This is a genomic window from Frankia sp. Mgl5 (genome assembly GCF_023242985.1).
In the GTDB taxonomy this organism is placed as follows: domain Bacteria; phylum Actinomycetota; class Actinomycetes; order Frankiales; family Frankiaceae; genus Parafrankia; species Parafrankia soli.
The window spans coordinates 39843-58197 of sequence record NZ_JALKFY010000604.1; the positions used below are offsets into that span (position 1 = coordinate 39843).

Genomic DNA, 18355 nt, shown 5'->3' on the forward strand with positions numbered 1-18355 from the left:
CGCTGTCTGAGCAGCGGCGACGCTGACATTTGTCATGGGCGAGCCGTGCGCGCCGCACGGAAACCGATGACACCGTCACCATCAGTGACACGGATGGTGACGGATGCTCGAGGTCATGAACAAGGACATGGACGAAAACGCCGGCGTCATCACCGCCGGGAATCTCTGGCGTCGTTACGGTCCGGTGGGGCGGCGCGGCCACGACGCGGTCCGGGGGGTGGCCTTCGTGGTGCCTCGCGGCTGCCTGTTCGCTCTGCTGGGCACCAACGGCGCGGGGAAGACCTCCCTCCTGGAGGTGCTCGAGGGCCTGGCCCGGCCGAGCACCGGCACCGTCCGGGTGCTCGGGCGTGACCCGTTCCGGGACAGGCGCCTGGTGCGGCCCCGGATCGGGATCATGCTCCAGTCCGGGGCTTTCCCCGCCGACCTGACAGTCGCGGAGGCGATCAGGGCATGGGCCGGCACGCTGACGTCGCCGCGTCCGGTGGACGAGGCACTCGAGCTGGCCGGCATGCGCGATCGGGCGGGGATTCGCGTCCGGCAGCTGTCCGGCGGCGAGCGGCGCCGGCTCGACTTCGCGGCGGCCGTCCTTGGCCGGCCCGAGGTGCTGTTCCTCGACGAGCCGACGACCGGTCTGGATCCGCAGAGCCGCCGGGCGACCTGGGACGGGGTCGAGGGCCTGGTCACGGCGGGAACGACCGTGCTGCTCACCACCCACTATCTCGAGGAGGCCGAGACGCTGGCGGACCAGCTGGCGATCATGCATCGGGGCCGGATCGTGCGGACGGGCACACCGGCCGAGGTCGTCGCGGCGCAACCCGCCCGTATCACGTTCGAGCTCGACGCCGGACTCCCCGTGGAGCTGCCGGAGTTCCCCGGCGCGCGGCTGCACCTGACCGAGGCGTGGTTCGGTGGCCGCAAGGGCAAAGGCAAGGGCAAGGGCAGTGGCGGGAGCGGCGACGGAGGCGGCAGTGACAGCGACGGGAGTGGGAGTGGGAGCGGCGACGGAGGCGGGGGTGGCGGCGGCTGCGGAAGCGGGGTTCTGCTGACCACCGCGGATCTCCAGCGGACCCTCACGATGCTGCTGGCCTGGGGCGACCGGAACGGGGTGCGGTTGCGCAACCTCAATGCCCGGTCGGCGTCGCTCGAGGAGGCGTTTCTCGCCGTGGCCCGTTCCGAGGTCGCTGTGGACGGTTCCGGCGGTTCGCTCCCCGGCGAGGTCGACCAGCCCGGCCGCCAGGCCCGACCGGATGCGGCGGCGGAGCGAGCGGCGTGAGCGGAGCGAGCGAGGGTGCCGCGCCGGCACGCCCGCTTCCGGGGACGGGCGGCTCCGGTGCGGCGCGTCGGGTCAGGTCGCTGGGCCGCGCCGAGATGGTGCTGCTACGCCGGAACGCCGTTGCGCTGCTCATCGCGCTCGGAACACCGGTGAGCCTGATTCCGGTGGTCATGTCGGTCCCGGTCGAGGGCGGCCGATCGACCCGTGCCGGGGCGGCCGCCCTCACCGCGATCACGGCGGTCGTGCTCCTGGCCGCCGTGTACTACAACCTGGTCACCGCGCTGGTGGCCCGGCGCGAGGACCTGGTGCTCAAACGGTTGCGCGCCGGTGAGGCCGGTGACCTCGAGATCCTGGCCGGGACGGCGGCTCCGGCCGTCGCGGTGGCCTGGGCGCAGATCTTCGTGGCGGCCGCGGTCACGGCGGCGCTGTCCGATCTGGCCGCGCCGGTGAACCCGCTGCTCGTGGTGGTCGCCATCGTCCTTGGCACGGCCGTCTTCGTGGCGCTGGCCGCGCTCAGCACCACGGTGACCCGCAGCGTCGAGATGGCCCAGGTGACGACGATGCCGGTGCTGGTCGTGCCGCTCGTCCTGTCCGGGCTGCTCGTCCCGCTCGACGCGCTGGCCGCGCCGTGGGAGCTGGCCGCCCGGATGCTGCCGCTGACCCCGGTGGTCGATCTGATGCGACTCGGCCTGACCGGCGCTGCGGGCGACGGCCGCACCGTCGACTTCACCGGCTCGTTCGAAGCGGCGGTGCCGCCGGCCCTGGTGCTGGTGGCGTGGGTGGTCGCCGCCGGTTGGGCGGCGCGGCGGTGGTTCCGGTGGGAGCCGCGCCGTTGACCGGTTCGCCCGCCGCCGGCTGTCGGGTGTCCGATGGTCCACCCGGCGGGCGGGGCATGACACGGTGGGTTCCATGACCGGGTGGTGGCGCTGGTGGCGCGAGCGCGGCAGCGCCGAGCGCATGGACGCCATCACCCGGTGGCCGCTGTACCTGTTCTCCGCCACCGAGCCGGGGCTGGTGCTGCTGGCGATCAGCTCCCGGCCGGGTGCCTGGGGGCTGGCCGCCGGTGGGCTCCTCGTCGTGTCCGCGTTGCACGCCGTGGCCTGTGTGGTGCTGTTGCGCGCCGGGCTCGCGGCCCATCTGGGCGGGCGGCGGGCAGCGGCCCCGCTGGTCGCCGGGGTGGCCGCGGGCGCGGTCGTCCTGGCCGCGATGGGCACCGCCATCCCCGGGTTCGACGCCGATCCCGGCGGCGGTGGCATGCCGGTCACGCTCATCGTGACGATGATCGCCGGTGGCGCGTCAACCGCGGCGGTCGCGCCACTGCTGCGGACACCGTCGCTGCTCGCCTGCGTGGTGGTGGGCGCCGCCGGCTGCGCCCTGATCCAGGCCATGGTGGAAGCCGTGGCGCCGGCGGCCGACGTGGGCCCCGAAGTCACACCGCTCCAGGCGGCCGGGTACTACGCGTACCCGATTGTGCTGGTGGCGCTGACCTACCGGGTCTCGACCTGGATGCTCGGCGTGGTGTGGGAGATAGATCGGTCCCGGGCGGTCCACACCAGCCTCGCCGTGGCCGAGGAGCGGCTGCGGTTCGCCCGGGACCTGCACGACGTGCTGGGCCGGAACCTGTCGCTGATGGCCGTCCAGAGCGAGCTCGCCGCACGCCTGGCCGAGCACGGAGACGCTGCCGCGGCGGAACGCATGCTGGAGGTTCGCCAGGTCGCCCACGACTCGCTGCGCGAGATGCGCGCGGTTGTCGACGGCTACCGCCGGGCCGACCTGGGCGCGGAACTCGCCGGCGCCCGGGCGCTGTTGCGCTCGGCGGGGGTGGCCTGTCAGATCACCGGAGGTGTCAGCCAGGAGGCCCTCGACCGGGCGTTGCCCCCCTCCGCTCAGACCGCGTTGGGCTGGGTCGTCCGCGAGGCCACCACCAACGTGATCCGGCACAGCGCGGCCACCACCTGCACCGTCGACCTCGATGTGCGTGTCGGGCCCGGGCGCGCACGCACCGCGGTACTGCGGATCACCAACGACGGTGTGCCGCCGGCCGCGGCGGGCACCGCCAGCCAGCACGCCCCGCGACCCGGCGCGGCCCCGAACCCAGGGCCCGTCGCGGGGCCTGGGCCCAGACCCACGGCGGGCAGCGGCCTGGCCGGTCTGGGCGAGCGGCTCGCCGGCCTGCGCGGCGTTCTCAGCGTGGCCCGGGAATCCGGGGGCTGCTTCGTCCTGGAGGTTCGGCTCGCCGTCCCGGACGATGTCTCGGACGGCCCGGTCACGGCACCGGGACCCGCACCCACCGCGGCCGAGGCGCAGCCGTGATCCGGGTTCTGCTTGCCGACGACGAGAACCTCATCCGCGGCGCGCTGGCGGCACTGCTGGCCATGGAGGACGACATGGCGGTTGTCGCCCAGGCCGCGTCCGGGCCCGAGGCGCTGGCCATGGGACGGCTACACCGCCCCGACGTCGCGCTGTTGGACCTGCAGATGCCGGGCATGGACGGCATCGCCGTCACCCAGGCGATGCGCGCCGAGGTCCCCGGGTGCGCCAACGTGATCGTGACCAGCCACGGACGTCCCGGTTATCTCAAGCAGGCGCTCGCGGCGGGGGCGCGCGGCTTCCTTCCGAAGACCGTCTCCGCGCAGGTCCTCGCCGACGTGGTCCGGGCGGTGCACGGTGGCGGCCGCTACGTGGACCCGGAGCTGGCCGCGGAGGCGATCGCGGCCGGCGAGAGCCCGTTGACCTCGCGTGAGGCCGAAGTCCTCGAGCTGGCCGCCGGCGGCGCACCGGTCGAGGAGATCGCGGCCCGGGCCGCTCTGTCTCGGGGCACGGTACGCAATTACCTGTCATCGGCTGCCGCGAAGCTGGGCGCCGTCAACCGGCACGAGGCCGTCCAGCTCGCCCGCGCCCGCGGCTGGATCTGACCCGAGGCACCGCCGGCCGGGGATGAGCATCGAGGGAGCGGGTGGCCTGCCGCCTACGGGGCCACTACGGGACCGCAGCGGGGCCCGCTCGGCCAGTGGCTATTTCGGCGCCAATTTCCAGGCCAGTCGCTCGACGCGCGCCGAATGGCAGGGATACCGCGACGCCGGTATGCGGGCAGCGGGTCCGAGAACGCGCCGGGCGGACGTCCGCCACCGAAGCAGGACGGCGACGGTCTGTCTGGTGCTGGGCCTGGCATGCGCGAGCGCGTGGGCTATGGGAATCACACGCGGACCAGTGCCTGTAGTGTGCTGCCAGTGGTCTCGATATGGTCACGGGGTTTCCCATCAGATGGGCGGAGATCCTCGCCCTGTATCGATCGCGGAGGTCGTCATGGCGGAAGCGCCTGAGCGGCGGCGTTGGAGTGCGGCCGACGTTCCCGACCTGAACGGGCGGACGGCCGTCGTCACCGGCGCGAACTCCGGAATCGGCTTCGAGGCCGCCAGGCTGCTCGCCGGGCGCGGCGCGACAGTGGTGATGGCCTGCCGTAACCCGGTCAAGGCACAGGACGCCCTGGACACCATCCGGATCGCCGTGCCCGAGGCGGACGTCTCAGTACTGCAGATGGATCTCAGCTCGCTCACCTCGGTCCGCAAGGCCGCCGACGCGCTGGTCACGGAGCGCCCCGTCATCGACCTGCTCATCAACAACGCGGGCGTCATGTTGCTGCCCCAGGACAGGACCGAGGACGGCTTCGAACAGCACTTCGGTATCAACCACCTCGGCCACTTCGCCTTTACCGGGCTCGTCCTGGGAGCCGTGACGGCCTCCGACGCCGGCCGCATAGTGACGGTCAGCAGCAACGGGCACCGGATGGGAAAGATCGATTTCGACGACCTCGACCTGACCCAGAAGTACCGGCCGTTCCGGGCCTACGCCCGATCGAAACTCGCGAACCTGCTGTTCACCTATGAGCTGCAGCGCCGGCTGACGGCGGCGGGAAAATCGGCACGGTCCGTCGCCGCGCATCCTGGTGGCGCGAACACGGAGGTCGGAGGCAACCCCAGCCCGGTCCAGCGGAAACTCAAGAAGGTCGTCGACCACATCCCCAACCCCATCGTCCACTCGGCGTTCAAAGGCTCCCTGCCCCTTCTGCGCGCGGCGGTTGATCCATCGACGAGGGGTGGCGAGTACTACGGGCCGTCCGGGCTGCTGAAGATGACCGGCCACCCGGTCCTGGTCACCTCCAACGCCGCGTCGCGGGACACCGGGACCGCCGAACGTCTGTGGGAACTGTCCGAGCGGCTGACCACGGTGACCTACCCGCTCTGAGCGGCGCCGCGGCACCCGCCGGCAGCGGGCGACGGCGCGGCGGGCCCACTTCGCCAGGTTGCGACGTTTTTATACTTGGTATAAATTCGTCGCAGCCTACGGCGAGGAGCTCACATGTCGACTGACAGTGCGGCGTCGGGTACGGCACCCGAGTCGGGAAATCCCATGGAGAACCCTGCGTTCCTGACGGCTCCACAGGCCGTCTTCCCCGGGTTACGCGCCCAGCGCGCGATTTCGCTGGGCGAAAGGGGGGTACTGGTCACCCGGAGCGCGGACATCGCAACACTGCTCACAAACCCCGAGGTCTTCTCCTCCGGAGTCGGCGTGGCCCAGACGGGCACCGAGCGGCCGTTGATCCCCCTGCAGATCGACCCGCCGAAACACCGTGAGTACCGCAGGATCCTTGACCCGCTCTTCTCCCCGCAGCGCATGAAGGAGATGGAAGGGCCGATCACCGAGCTGGCCCGCGGCCTCGTCGATGCGATCGCCACCGAGAGTGAGGTGGACTTCGTACAGCAGTTCTCGCTGCGGTTCCCGTCGCAGGTCTTCCTCGCCCTGCTGGGGCTTCCGCTCGGCGAGCTCCCCACCTTCCTTGAAATGAAGGACGGCTTCATCCGGCCCGAGTCGATCACCGGGCGGCCTCGAGGCCACGAGGATTCGGTTGCCCTGTTGAAGACGACCGCGGCGTCGATCTACGAGTACTTCGACGCCGTCATCGCCGACCGGCGCTCCACCCCGGGCGAGGACATCGTCAGCCGCTTCCTGCAGACCGAGGTCGAGGGCGCACGCCTCAGCCACGAGGACATCCTCGACATCTGTTTCCTTTTCCTCGTCGCCGGCCTGGACACCGTCTCGGCCTCGCTGGACTGCATGATGCTGCACCTGGCGCTCCACCCCGACCGGCGGCATGCGCTGGTGAACGACCCGACGCTGATTCCGAACGCCGTGGAGGAGCTGCTCCGCTGGGAGTCGCCGGTGATGATGGTGGCGCGATTCGCGACCCAGGACACCGAGATCGCCGGCTGCCCGGTGCGCAAGGGCCAGGTAGTGACCGGTCTGCTCGGCGCCGCCAACACCGACGAACGGGAGATCCCCGAGCCTGAGGCCGTCCGGTTCAACCGCGACACGAACCGGCACATCGCGTTCGGGCGGGGGCCGCATCGCTGCCTGGGCTCACACCTGGCTCGGCTGGAGCTGCGCATCGCCCTGCGCGAATGGCACGCCCGCATCCCCGACTACCGCGTTCCGGACGGCTTCCAGCCAGCCTTCACGACGACGATCCGCTCGCTTGTCGCACTCCCGCTCCAGCTCGACCCGTCCGCCTGAACCGGCGGACCTGATCGTCACGACCCCAGCCGCGGGCCTCGCCCGGTCGTCGACCGCGGCTCCCGCCAGCCGGTCCGGTCGGTGGTCGGTGGTTGGCGGTCGGCGGTCCGGCATGCTGAGGGAATGCGTGAAGTGAGCATCGACGGCGACGTTATCCGGCTCGGCCAGTTCCTCAAGCTCGCCGACGTCGTCGAGGTGGGTTCGGCGGTCAAGGCGGTGCTGGCCAGCGGGAGCGTCAGCGTCAACGGCGAGGTCGAGACCCGCCGGGGCCGCCAGCTGCGGCCAGGCGACGAGGTGACGCTGCCCGGCGAGCAGCTGCGCGTCGGCTGATCCATCCCCGTCACGACCCTGTCGCGACCCCGGCGCGGCCTGTCCGTCCGGATCGGCTGGCGTGCCCCGGCGATGCCGGTCGTCAGGACCCCGCGCCGGTGCCAGACCCTCGCGGGCAACGGGCTCCACTGCCCGCCCGCTGCCCGCAGGCTGTCCTGGTCCGCGCCCGTCGGCGGCGCCCGTTCCACCGGAGATGCCGCCAAAATTCGCATTCCCGCCATTAGTGACACAGGTCACCGATGGCCGACCCGAATGTGAGCGGCGCAACCCTGCAGTCGCGATCTTGCGACACCTTTCGGCCGCATTGTGTTCCAGGACACGGGCGTCGGTCACATTTTTCACGGTTCCCTACCGAGTGCGTCCGAGGTCACGTCGATCGGGCCCACAAGAACTCCGTGGTGCATGCACTATTAATTACGGCGGCTGAGATTTGACCGCCTCATCACCTGCCCCTTCTCTGCACCCGGGAGCCCGCCGTGCTGAACGCCATCCATGCCGCCACTCACTCCAGCGGGTACGAGAAGCCGGCCACCCGTCGCTCGGACAACCCCTGGCACTTCGGTTCCGAGGAGACCTTCCTGTCCCTTGGCGCCACCACCGCGCAGCCGGAGCGGCGGACGGTCCGCACCCGCCTCGACCTGGCCGGCAAGGCTGTCGAGCAGCGGCGTCCCATCCGTCGCCGGGTCCTGCGCTGGGCGCACTCGCACAGCTGATCGAGGCCGTACCCATCGGCACCAGATCACCGCTGTGTGCACCACGGCCCCCTGGCTGTGGGCATGAGGGCCGGCGGGAGAAACCATCAGCCGGGCATGTCGATAAACGGCCGGCGATGTGAAGAAAGCGCTGGAGGAAGTCCTCACAGAGGACGGCTGTTCATCCGGGAACTCATCGTGCAGCGTCCGAGAGTTCCCGGCGGCGTGACGCACCGGAGCAGCGTTACGTAGGCAACCTACGATCGCCGACATCACCGCTCGCGCCTGAACACCTGGCCGGCGAAGAGACCCGGATACCGACGGGCATCAAGCAGAACAACCGGCCGCGGCTACAACGGCGGTGACGAGGCTACCGCCCGCGATGGCGGCGGGCTGACCTTCACGGTGGACAGCGTCAGCTGCGGATCCGTCAGGCCAGGACCGTCACCGCGGGCTGACGCGTCAACCGTGCCGGGCTGGCCGAGCGAGCTCGGGACGATGCCGGTCGACCCGCTGCCGGCGGCGGGCGAGAAGCACGTCCGCGAGAGCGTCCGCGCGCTCCATGTCGTCGAGGGTCGCCCGTGATCGCCCGTCGACGGTGAGGATGGCGGCGAGCAGTTCGGCGGACAGTCTCGTCCGCGCCGCGACCCGGGCCACGCTCGGCGGCAGGCCGCTCGACGCCCGAGCGGACAGCGGGCGGGAATCATCGGCTACTCGCTGCGACGGAAACCGCTCGCCCGGCGCGACGGAGTCATCCTGGACGGTGCGAGGGCGTGGCCGGACTCCGAGGAGATCGAACATACATTCGATCCTGGCCGCGATAGATCATCCTGTCAAGTGCCGCGGCGCTGACCGGCCCGAATCGGTGCCGGCGCGGACGCTCACCCCGACAACGCGCCCGACATGTCACCCACCACTCACGGTCGGCACCACCTCGATGGCCAACGCCCTGGTCGACTTCGCCGCCCCGCAGGATCTCGCCGCCATCATGCAGGCCGTGCGGCCGCGCATCTGAGTTTCGCCACGAGCGGGCCGGCGGTCAGCGGCCAGGTGGGGAAAGCCAGCGGGTGCCCCGAGAGTCACGAGGAATGGTTCGCGGCCACCGCACGCGGCATGACCTCGACATTGGCGGGCGCCGCGAACATCGCCGCGATCTCGGCCTGGTATTTCGCCGCGATCTGATCGCGGCGGAGTTTCGCGGTGGGCGTGAGCTCGTCGGAGTCGAGCGGCCACTCGTGGCGCAGCACGTGAAACCGCCGGACCTTCTCCTGACGCACGAGCAGGTCGTTGGCCCGGGCGATCTGCCGCCCGACCTCGGCCAGCACCCGCGGATCGGCCGCGAGCTCGTCGACGTGCGTGAACGGGATCCCGTTCACGCCGGCCCAGACCGCGGCGGCCTGGGGGTCCAGGACGACGAGAGCACCCAGCGCCGGCTGGCCGTCGCCGAGCACGCACACCTGCCCCACCAGCAGCTGCGCCGCGAGCGCGAACTCGACCGCCACAGGTGAGACGTTCTCGCCTCCGGCGGTGATGATGAGCTCCTTCTTACGTCCCCGCAGCCGGACGTAGCCGTCGTCGATGGTGGCCAGGTCACCGGTGCGCACCCAGCCCTCCGCGTCGACGGCGGCGGTGGTCTGCTCGGGGTCGTCCAGGTAGCTCCGGAACGCGCTGCCGGCACGGAAGTGCAGCTCGCCGTCCGGCGCGACGCGCAGCTCGACGCCGGGCATCGGGCGGCCGACGCTGCCGAGGCGGTAGGCGAACGGGTCGACCGTGAGCATGCCGGTCGACTCGCTCAGCCCGTAGCCCTCGAACATCGGCACGCCGAGGCCGATCCACGCCGCGGTGAGCTGGGGGTTCGCGGGCGCGGCCCCGATCGCCCCGGTCAGCAGGTCGCCGAGCCCGAGGCGGGCGCGCAGCTCCCGGGCGGCGGGCCGCAGCTCCTCCCGTTGCCGGGCGAGCCGGGGTGGCACGTCCCCGCCGGTGAGCTCGAGCAGCGCCGCCTCCTCGCCGACCCGCATGGCGCGGGTGAGCCGCGTCGCGCGGGCCGGGTCGTCCATGGCGCCGATCCACTCCCGCAGGGAGATCAGGTATTTCTCCCACAGCCGCGGCGGCGCGAAGAAGAGGTGCGGCGGCCGGTCGATCAGCACCGATTCGACGTCCGCCGGGTTCGGGCAGGTGATGTCCTCCAGGCCCGCGTAGACGTGGAAGTACTGCGCGTAGAACCGGGTCGCGATGTGTGCCACCGGGAGGTAGCTGACCCAGCGGGCATTGGTCAGGTCACGGTCGAGCCGGCGCAGATAGCTCTCGCACTGCCAGATCACCGCCCTGTGATCCAGCATGACGCCCTTCGGGACGCCGGTCGTCCCCGAGGTGTAGATCACGGTGCACGGGTCGTCGGGGCCGGCGGTCGCGGCCCGCGCCTCGAGGTCGACCGGGTCGGCCGCGAGCAGGTCGTCCCAGCGGAGCACACCCGGCGGCACGTCACCGGCGGCCCCGCCGCCGAGGTTCTCGCCGCCGGCGGCCTCACTGCCGGTATCGCCGCTGCCGGTGGGAGCCGGGTCGATGACGACGACGTGCCGCAGGTCGGGCAGCTCGGCGCGCACGGCCAGCACCCGGGCGAGCAGCTCGCGTCCCTCGACGACGACGAGGCTGGCCCGGCAGTGCGCGGCGAGGTGACGCACCCGCTCCGCCGGCGACGAGTTGTAGATCGAGATAGGGCAGCCGCCGAGCAGGAGCACGGCGGAGTCGATGACGTGGAACTCCGGCCGCGGGTGCGTCATCAGCAGCGCCCGGTCACCGTGGCCGAACCCGAGACGCTCCAGCGCGCCGGCCATCCGCGCGACCTGCGCGCCGTACTGGCGCCACGTCCACGCCTGCCACTCGCCGTCGCGCATCCAGTGGATGCTCACCGCGTCCGGGCGGGAGCGGCACTGGCGGGCCAACAGCGTGGGGACGGTCAGGCCGGCGACCGCGGCCCGGATGTCCGCCGCCTCGTCGGCCGAGCCGACCACCTCGAAGGATGTCGTCGTGTCAGCCGCCATGTGGCGCCCGCTCCCATCGGTATGCACCCTTGCTCATGGCCCCGGTGACATCGTCAGGTCGCCGTTCGGCCGACCATTGTTCGCGCCGCCGCCGGCGACCGCACGTTCGACGAAGAGCCACCCGCCGCCAGCATTAGCAGGAGTGCCGGGGCCGACCAGAGCCCTGCCCGCTTCAACACCGTGTTCCTCCTGGACGTCGACGCCCAACCGCCCGAAGGAAAACAGATCTCCCCACCTTTGTCAATGAACGCTCACAAACCTGGCACGCCAATTTGATGCAGTCAGGGTTATTCTGGCGGTACGCCCGGATTATGATGCTTTCTTCCCGTCGATCCGATAGGCCGCACGGTCCTCCGCCCGGCCCTCCGCCCGGCCCTCCGTCCGACGACAGGGCCCTGGACCAGCGCACGAAGCGCCGCGGGGCGCCGGCGGACACCCCTCTCGACGAGCCGCCCGGTCCGGTAGGTAACTTGTTCTCCCCGCCGCCGCGCGCACCGATGCCGAAATCGATTCCCGGCGGTCACCGCGACGTCACCGCGACGGGGAACGTCACCGCGACAGCCATCGTCGAACGCATTTCGCAACCGCACTGTTCGGCTGCATTTCGCGACCGCAGGACGGCTTTCTCGACCGCCTTTAACGGCAGGTCTCCACCGATTCATCGGCAGCCATCCGGAAACGTGTCCCGCCCGCTTCTCGACCGTTCTTCCCCTCGCAGGGATGTCAGCGTGACATCACCTGCGGCTCATTCGGACGCAGACCCGCCCCGGCCTGTCGAGAGCTTCTTCCGGGCCATCAGCACAAAGGACGTCGACGGGCTCAGGGCCTGCCTCGGCCCCGCCTTCGAGATGATCGTCCCGCAACAGCCGGCCTGTGGCTTCCGGGGGCGTGACCAGGAGATCGCCACCCTGAACACCCTGTTCGAGACGCACCCCGGCTTCGCCGTCGAGATCCATCGGACGGCGGTCAACGGGGACGAGGTGCGGACCGAGACGACCGCGACCGCCACGGGGATGGAGATGGCGGCGGTCGTCATCTGGACCGTCGACCCGGCCGGCACCACGATCTCCAGCGGCCGCTACTACTCGGAGGCCGTCCGGCGGGAGGGGCCCGGGGATCACCGGGTTCATCCGCGGTCTCGGCCAGCCCTCGTAGGCGCCCCGGCGGCAGCGCGGCACGCGATTCCCGAGGTCAGACAATCCCGACACGCTTAACCTGATGGAAACCCTGCGCGCGGCTGAATCGGGGCATCTGAAACACCGGTCCGGGGCAGCGGCGGCGCCCCGGACACCGTCGCGGAACTCCTGGCAGAATTTGCTGGAACCGTTCGCGCACGCGGACTGGAACCGGCGCCACGCGAGTGGCGCCACACGGCGGATCGCCGGGCCGGCGAACCGCCGGTCCGCGCGGCGGGAGGAGGTGGGCGGTGACCGGGGCCGAGCGGGCCGACGCCGCCCGTAATCGCGCGGCGATCCTGGCCGCGGCGGCGGACCTGTTCGACCGCGAGGGGGCCGAGGAGGTGTCGATGAACGACATCGCCGAGGCCGCCGGGGTCGGCAAGGGCACCGTCTTCCGAAGGTTCGGCGACCGCACCACCCTGGTCGAGGCCGTCCTGCAGCCCCGGGCGAACGCGCTGGGCCAGCGCGTCGAGCACGGGCCGGCGCCGCTCGGCCCCGGTGGCAGCCCGGCCGAGGCGCTGAGCGCCTACCTCGACGCCCTGCTCGACTTCGTGGTGGCCAACCGGACCCTCATCCGGGCACTCGAGCACCGCGGGCCGAACGCCTACTACTCGAACCCGTCCAGCCGGTACTGGATCGCCGAGCTCGCCCGGCGCCTCGCGGCCGTGCGGCCCTGGGAGGACACCGACTATCTGGCGCACGTCCTGTTCACCGCGCTGCGTGCCGACGTCGTCGACTACCTCGTCGCGGCCCGCCAGATGTCCCTCGATCGCGTCCGCGCCGGTCTCCACAACCTGGCCGGAGTGTGACGTCCGAGCTGTCGATGATCACCCGGAGAGGACGGGCCCAGGACCCGGAAGTCGAAACTGCCGATGTTCGGGAGACGCGCGGGACGCGCGAGACGCCGCGATCCCGGGAAACGCGCGCTGAACGCCGTCGGCGGCCAGTTAGCCGGCGTTTTATCCGGTCGGATGCGCCCCTCGGGGCACCTCCGGGGCGGGCTGACGGCCGCCAGGTTCACCGCGCTGGTCACCGTGGGCGCGGTGGCGGCGCTGACTGCCTGCTCGGCGTAGCCCGGACGGCGCGTCCACGGTGGTGAACGACGGTTTCCTGCGGGCCAGCCACCGCGAGTCGCACACGTCACCGACGCCGGTGACCGCCGGGGAGCCCACCGCCTTCGAGGTCGGCATCCGGCCGGTCCACCACCGCTTCGCCGCCGGCCACCGCATCGGTGTCCGGGTCTCCGGCGGCGCCGCCGACGTCCTCACTCCCGACGCGAGCCCGGTCGACGTGACCGTCAGCACCGGCCCTGGAACCTCCACCCTGATCATCCCGGCTGTGCCCGAGTAGGGCGGACCCGGCGGCCGGGCGCATGGTCGGGGCTGCGTCGGCGTCCCGCACCCGCAGCGCGGCGAGCAGCCCGAGCGCGGCCAGCGCCGCGGCGACGGCGAACGCCCACCTGAAGGAGCCGGTGTCGCCGACGCCCGACCCGCCGCCGGACCCCGTGGCGGCGGGTCGGGCCAGGCTGAGCGCGGTGGAGACCAACGCGACGCCGATCGCGGAGGCGAGCTGGCGCTGCGCGTTGAACAGCGCGGAGGCCTGGGCCGTCGAGGCGGCGGAGATGGTGGCGAAGGCCGCGGTCTGGGCCGGCATCATCACGAAGCCGATACCGAAGCCGACCCCGAACAGCAGCGCGCGCAGCGGCCAGAGGGATCCGGCCGAGTCGAGAAAGCCGAGGGCGAGCGTCGAGGCGGCCGCGAAGACCAGGCCGCCGGCCATCAGCCGGCGCGGCCCGACCCTCGGGTAGAGGCGCCCGGCGATCTGGGTGGCGGTCAGCACACCCAGGGCCTCGGGGAAGACGACCAGCCCGGAGGTGGTCGCGCTGGCGCCCCGCACCGTCTGCATGAGCTGCGGGACGAGGAACAGCACGCCCATGAACGCCATGAACGCGATCGACAGGGTCAGGCTGACGGTGCGGAACAGGTCGTTGCCGAGTAGCCGCAGGGCCAGCAGCGGCTGGGTGCGGCGCAGCTCCCACCACATGGTGGCCCCGGTCGCCAGGAGCCCGACCCCGGCGGCCGTGAGGGTCCCGGCCGACAGCCAGCCGTGGTCCGGCCCGACAGACAGCGCGTAGAGGACGAGGGCGAAGCCACTCGCCGAGAGCACGAAGCCCGGCGCGTCGAAGCGGCCGGTACCCGGCACCCGGGAGCCCGCCAGGAACGCCAGGCCGAAGCCGAACGCGGCGATCCCGATCGGCACGTTGACCAGGAACACCCAGTGCCAGGACGCCTGGTCGGTCAGCACCCCGCCGAGGATCGGGCCGGCGGCCGGCGCGACGACGGTGGGCACGATGAGAATCCGGGCCGCCCGGGCCCGTTCCGCCGGGGGGTAGACCCGGTAGAGCATCGCCATGCCCACCGGGGTGAGCAGGCCACCGCCGACGCCCTGCAGCACCCGGAAGACCACCAGCTCGGTGAGGCTGCCGGCAAGCCCGCACAGGGCGGAGGCCGCCGTGAACACGCCCAGCGCGGCGAGGAACACCGGCCGGCTGCCGAACCTGTCCGCGAGCCAGCCCGAGGCCGGGATGGAGACGGCCAGGCTGACCAGGTAGGCGATCACGACCTCGTCGATCGACCCGGAGCTCGCGCCCAGGTCGGTGGCGATGGAGGGGAGCGCCACGTTGACGATCGTGGTGTCCATGATCGTGATGAACATCGTCGCGACGAAGAGGGTGGCGACGACGACGCGTTGGCTCGGGCGGCGGTCAAGGGGGACGTCCATGCCGACTCCTTCTGTCCCGCCGCGGCCGAGGTGGGACAGGGCTTCGGCGTCAGACGTCACGGGCCGACATCATCCGGCCCTCATAGTGAGGCAACCTCACTATGAGGGTGGATGGGAGAGTCGTCAACCGAGACGGCGGGTGGGGGCGCTCACCACCACCCGCCGCCCGGGGGGGCTCAGTTCCCCTGGCCGTTGGCGCAGAGTCGCTCGCGCACCACCTGGAACGCGTCACCGGCCGGATTGACCTGGACGAACGCGGCGCACTGGAGCGGGGTGGTCGGGTTGGTGCGCAGGTTGGTCGGCTCGATGAGGCCGCCGGCGTCGTAGTCGGTCACGTTGCGCAGCGCGCTGATGAAACCCGCGCGGGTCGGGCAGTCGCCGGCCAGCTCAAGGCCGCGCACGAACATGTCCGCGTAGATGTATCCGTACATGGCGAACTTCTCTTCGGGCTGGACGGCCTGCGGCGCGAAACGGGTCATCGCGTCGCGGTAGCGGTCGATGGCCGGCCCGCCCGCCTCGAACGGGTGGAAATAGACGGGGAAGGAGACCCCGCGCAGCGCCGGCCCCATCGAGGCGAGCACGCCGCGGTCGTACCCGCTGGTCGAGACGGTCGAAGTGAGAGCCAGGTTCGCCTGGCGGGTGGCCTGCACGATGGCGGCCAGGTCGTCCGCGGTGGTGAAGCCCATGAGCGCGTTCGCGCCGCTGCCGGCGATCTGCTGGGCCACCCGCGCCGGGCTGTCGACGCTGGCCGCGAAGGGAATCAGCGGGGCCACCTGCAGACCGACGGACTCGAACGCGCGGCGGTACCGCCCGGCGACCTCCTCGGTGAACGCCGACCCCCCGGTGCTCACCATGGCGACCTTCGTTCCGCCGTTGGCCTGGAAGTACCGGCCGATCGTCTCCGACGCCGCGTCGTACAGGTGCGCGAAGACATTCGGGTACTTGGCGTAGGAGGGCTGGGTGAGACCGACGTACGGAACTCCCTCTTTTTCGAGATTGTCGAGGGAGCCACCGATCGAGGAGGTCACTCCCACCAGGCCGAAGGTGGAGCTGCTGAGATCCTGGGTCACCCGCACGTTCGTGGACGAGGAGGCCGCGTCGTCCCGCCAGTCGTAGATGACGCGGCGGCCGTTGACCCCGCCCTCCTCGTTGGCCAGCCCGATCCTGGCGTCAACCCCCAGGCGGGCCGACGAGAGCGCCTCGCTGCCCGTGCCCGTGTCGGAGAAGACGAAGCCGAACTTGACCTGGTCGGCCGTGACTCCGGGGCTGTCGCAGGGACCGTTTGCCCCGGCTCCTGCTCCCGATGCCGAGCACCCTGTCAGGGCACCCACGACGATCGCGGCTACCAGGGATAACGGTCCGACCACTCCAGCCTTACGCATACAGGTCCCCCTATGAGCGCGTGGACGAACGCACGCGGCGATGTCGTGCGCCGTGGAGGCCTTCCTCACTGGGCCGCCCACGGCACCCAACCCTCGTGCATAAGCATTTCATTAGCGAAGTTTGAGGATCGTAGCCGCTACCCCCAGGACGCCAAATATGGGCCCTGACCTGCACAGACCTCGTCACGCAAAGCACAATTCGCAGCCCTGGGCCGGCGTCGGCGCGATGTGCACACAAGGCGCTTCCGGCCGTGTCGAACCATCCCCAATCCGTCCGAAACGGTCGGAAACAATCACGATCACAAGGCGTCGATCTCGCGCCTGGTCACGGGACGACTACCGGCCACCTGACACCGCGGCCCGTCTGGCCTGCCTCGCGTCTCGTGACGCGACTCGGGCCGACGACCGCGGTTCAGGGGATCTGTCAGCGGCCGGAGCCCGCCGTCGCGGCCTGCTCCCAGATCTGGCGGGACACCGCCTGCGGATCGGCCGCGAGGCGGGACGGCACGTCCCAGATGCGGGTGATCGCCTTGCCCGCCCGGTAGGCCGGCCATCCGGGGTCGCCGGTCGCGGCGAACGAGATCCAGGCCGAGCGCATCTGCTCCGACAGGTCGACAACCCCGGCCGGAACGGGATTGCCCAGCAGCATCGACGACATCGTCCCGACGAAGTTGCCGAACGTGAGTGGAGTGTCGATGCCGTGGCAGGCGCCGAGCGCGCCCGCGAAGGCGGGACTCTGCCAGGCGAACTCGTAGCAGTAGGCGCGGCCGGGATGGTTGCCGACGCACCACAGCGAGGGCATCCGGAAGGCGCCGTCGGAGAGGATCATCGCGTTCAGGTCGGCATCGGACAGATCCGGGTGGGCCGCCCGGTAGGCACCGGCCGCCGAGGGCGGCAGGCCGACCGTCACCGCGGTCGCCGCCGGATCGGCGTCCGCCATGCCGGCCGTGACGGCGAACAGCCGGTACTCGTCACGGGTGGAGCCGGCCACGAGATCGACCTCGCCGCGCAGCCGCCGCCACGGCAGACCGGGGACGAGCTCCCCACCCAGGACCGGCCCGTACGGCGTGATCTGGCCTTCCTCACGCTGAACCGCGTGGATGGCCTCGGGGCGCACGGCTGCCAGGTCGCTGGCGGTGGCGCGCACCCCGAGGGCCGCGGCGATGCGCTCGGAGGTCGCCCGGGCGCGCTCCGGGGTGAGGAAGCCACCGGCGACGCTCTGGGCGATCGCGCGGTTGAACAGCCCCCGCCCCTCGTCCGCCGCCACCAGCACGGCCACCGAGGTACCGCCCGCGGACTGGCCCATGATCGTCACATTGCCAGGGTCGCCGCCGAACTGCGCGATGTTGTCCCGCACCCAGTGCAGCGCGGCCAGCTGGTCGAGCAGGCCGCGGTTGAGCGGCGCGTCGGGCAGCCAGCCAAAGCCCTCGAAGCCGACCCGGTAGTTCACGGTCACCACGACCGCTCCCCCGCGGGCGAGCGTCGCGCCGTCGTACTCGGGCTGGCTGGCGGAGCCGATCAGGAACGCGCCGCCGTAGAACCACACCAGCACCGGAAGACCACCGCCGGTGGGATCGGGCGTCCACACGTTCACGCTCAGGCAGTCGGTGCCGTCGCCGGGATGCCACAGCGACTCCGACCCTCCCATCCACGAGGTCTGCGGCGGGCTGGGGCTGAACCTGGTGGCGTCCAGGGTGCCCGTCCACCGCTCGGGTAAGCGGGGGGCGGCGAAGCGGGCGGGGCCGTCCAGCGGGGCGGCGTAGGGGATCCCGCTGAATACCGCGATGCCATCGAGATAGTCGCCCCGGACGTGACCGGCCGCCAGGCGCCTTACAAGGTTCATGTGAAGCCCCCCAGGACGTTGCAGGTGCGCCCGGGAGACGGCTGTTCCACCCGGGACATCGGAAGTCTCGCGCGTGACCTGCACCTTTGCGCCCATTGCCCTGGTGTCGGCGCAATCGACCAGCACCAAATATGGGCAAACAGCACGAAAAGTTCAGCCGACGGCGGAGATGACAACCTCTCCGCGCGAGGTGTGACCAAGAACCCACCGGTCGTACACGGACATCACGTCGATGTGCGTGATACATATAGTTGTACTGTACAG

The 18355-nt window shown here is 71.4% G+C and carries 16 protein-coding genes and 1 pseudogene; 12 read left to right on the forward strand and 5 right to left on the reverse strand.

What is annotated here, in order from left to right; all coding sequences use genetic code 11:
- Positions 1-103 precede the first annotated feature (103 nt).
- The 8 genes from MXD62_RS11020 (at position 104) to MXD62_RS11055 (ending at position 7887) form a co-directional block, all read left to right on the forward strand.
- Positions 104-1273: an ABC transporter ATP-binding protein gene (locus MXD62_RS11020; protein ID WP_248829199.1), complete on the forward strand. Its 1170-nt coding sequence runs from the start codon at positions 104-106 to the stop codon at positions 1271-1273.
- Positions 1270-2109: an ABC transporter permease gene (locus MXD62_RS11025; protein ID WP_248829200.1), complete on the forward strand. Its 840-nt coding sequence runs from the start codon at positions 1270-1272 to the stop codon at positions 2107-2109. Before MXD62_RS11020 ends, MXD62_RS11025 begins: the two co-directional genes overlap by 4 nt.
- 73 nt (positions 2110-2182) lie before the next feature.
- The gene (locus tag MXD62_RS11030; RefSeq protein ID WP_248829201.1) at positions 2183-3586 is read left to right on the forward strand and encodes a histidine kinase; all 1404 of its coding nucleotides are present in this window, start codon (positions 2183-2185) and stop codon (positions 3584-3586) included.
- On the forward strand, positions 3583-4188 hold the full coding sequence (locus tag MXD62_RS11035; protein WP_071059593.1) for a response regulator transcription factor: 606 nt from the start codon (positions 3583-3585) through the stop codon (positions 4186-4188). The genes MXD62_RS11030 and MXD62_RS11035 overlap by 4 nt, the downstream gene beginning before the upstream one ends.
- A gap of 391 nt (positions 4189-4579) precedes the next feature.
- On the forward strand, positions 4580-5518 hold the full coding sequence (locus MXD62_RS11040) for an oxidoreductase (protein ID WP_248829202.1): 939 nt from the start codon (positions 4580-4582) through the stop codon (positions 5516-5518).
- Between the two features lie 114 nt (positions 5519-5632).
- The gene (locus MXD62_RS11045; protein WP_248829203.1) at positions 5633-6844 is read left to right on the forward strand and encodes a cytochrome P450; all 1212 of its coding nucleotides are present in this window, start codon (positions 5633-5635) and stop codon (positions 6842-6844) included.
- Positions 6845-6967: 123 nt separating this feature from the next.
- A complete protein-coding gene (locus tag MXD62_RS11050) occupies positions 6968-7174 on the forward strand; it encodes an RNA-binding S4 domain-containing protein (RefSeq protein ID WP_248829204.1) in 207 nt (68 codons plus the stop codon).
- Between the two features lie 476 nt (positions 7175-7650).
- On the forward strand, positions 7651-7887 hold the full coding sequence (locus tag MXD62_RS11055; protein WP_248829205.1) for a hypothetical protein: 237 nt from the start codon (positions 7651-7653) through the stop codon (positions 7885-7887).
- A 441-nt stretch (positions 7888-8328) separates the two neighbouring features.
- On the opposite strand, the gene MXD62_RS11060 is transcribed toward MXD62_RS11055, so the two are convergent.
- Positions 8329-8667 (reverse strand): hypothetical protein, encoded by a 339-nt coding sequence (locus tag MXD62_RS11060; protein ID WP_248829206.1) that lies wholly within the window; start codon positions 8665-8667, stop codon positions 8329-8331.
- 64 nt (positions 8668-8731) lie between these two features.
- On the opposite strand from MXD62_RS11060, the gene MXD62_RS11065 reads away from it, so the two are divergent.
- Complete coding sequence (locus MXD62_RS11065; RefSeq protein WP_248829207.1) at positions 8732-8881, forward strand: hypothetical protein; 150 nt, start codon at positions 8732-8734, stop codon at positions 8879-8881.
- Between the two features lie 64 nt (positions 8882-8945).
- On the opposite strand, the gene MXD62_RS11070 is transcribed toward MXD62_RS11065, so the two are convergent.
- Positions 8946-10907, reverse strand: a complete 1962-nt coding sequence (locus tag MXD62_RS11070) for a long-chain fatty acid--CoA ligase (protein ID WP_248829208.1) — start codon at positions 10905-10907, stop codon at positions 8946-8948.
- Positions 10908-11635: 728 nt separating this feature from the next.
- Here MXD62_RS11070 and MXD62_RS11075 point away from each other — a divergent pair.
- The 3 genes from MXD62_RS11075 (at position 11636) to MXD62_RS11085 (ending at position 13435) form a co-directional block, all read left to right on the forward strand.
- Positions 11636-12121: a nuclear transport factor 2 family protein gene (locus MXD62_RS11075; RefSeq protein ID WP_248829209.1), complete on the forward strand. Its 486-nt coding sequence runs from the start codon at positions 11636-11638 to the stop codon at positions 12119-12121.
- 212 nt (positions 12122-12333) lie between these two features.
- Positions 12334-12894: a TetR/AcrR family transcriptional regulator gene (locus MXD62_RS11080; RefSeq protein ID WP_248829210.1), complete on the forward strand. Its 561-nt coding sequence runs from the start codon at positions 12334-12336 to the stop codon at positions 12892-12894.
- Between the two features lie 286 nt (positions 12895-13180).
- Positions 13181-13435 carry a CocE/NonD family hydrolase C-terminal non-catalytic domain-containing protein gene (locus MXD62_RS11085; protein WP_248829245.1) on the forward strand — a complete coding sequence of 85 codons (255 nt, stop codon included), beginning with the start codon at positions 13181-13183 and terminating at the stop codon, positions 13433-13435.
- Between the two features lie 186 nt (positions 13436-13621).
- Here MXD62_RS11085 and MXD62_RS11090 read toward each other — a convergent pair.
- The 3 genes and pseudogenes from MXD62_RS11090 to MXD62_RS11100 all read right to left on the reverse strand — a co-directional run.
- Positions 13622-14866: pseudogene (locus tag MXD62_RS11090) on the reverse strand (DHA2 family efflux MFS transporter permease subunit); the annotation flags it as partial.
- A 176-nt stretch (positions 14867-15042) separates the two neighbouring features.
- Complete coding sequence (locus tag MXD62_RS11095) at positions 15043-16248, reverse strand: ABC transporter substrate-binding protein (protein ID WP_248829211.1); 1206 nt, start codon at positions 16246-16248, stop codon at positions 15043-15045.
- A gap of 424 nt (positions 16249-16672) precedes the next feature.
- Complete coding sequence (locus tag MXD62_RS11100; protein WP_248829212.1) at positions 16673-18091, reverse strand: carboxylesterase/lipase family protein; 1419 nt, start codon at positions 18089-18091, stop codon at positions 16673-16675.
- Between the last annotated feature and the right edge of the window lie 264 nt (positions 18092-18355).

Coding starts and splice junctions, on each gene's coding strand:
- MXD62_RS11020 (WP_248829199.1), top strand. CDS start 104: ATGCTCGAGGTCATGAACAAGGACATGGACGAAAACGCCGGCGTCATC.
- MXD62_RS11030 (WP_248829201.1), top strand. CDS start 2,183: ATGACCGGGTGGTGGCGCTGGTGGCGCGAGCGCGGCAGCGCCGAGCGC.
- MXD62_RS11040 (WP_248829202.1), top strand. CDS start 4,580: ATGGCGGAAGCGCCTGAGCGGCGGCGTTGGAGTGCGGCCGACGTTCCC.
- MXD62_RS11045 (WP_248829203.1), top strand. CDS start 5,633: ATGTCGACTGACAGTGCGGCGTCGGGTACGGCACCCGAGTCGGGAAAT.
- MXD62_RS11050 (WP_248829204.1), top strand. CDS start 6,968: ATGCGTGAAGTGAGCATCGACGGCGACGTTATCCGGCTCGGCCAGTTC.
- MXD62_RS11060 (WP_248829206.1), bottom strand. CDS start 8,667: ATGTTCGATCTCCTCGGAGTCCGGCCACGCCCTCGCACCGTCCAGGAT.
- MXD62_RS11070 (WP_248829208.1), bottom strand. CDS start 10,907: ATGGCGGCTGACACGACGACATCCTTCGAGGTGGTCGGCTCGGCCGAC.
- MXD62_RS11095 (WP_248829211.1), bottom strand. CDS start 16,248: ATGCGTAAGGCTGGAGTGGTCGGACCGTTATCCCTGGTAGCCGCGATC.
- MXD62_RS11100 (WP_248829212.1), bottom strand. CDS start 18,091: ATGAACCTTGTAAGGCGCCTGGCGGCCGGTCACGTCCGGGGCGACTAT.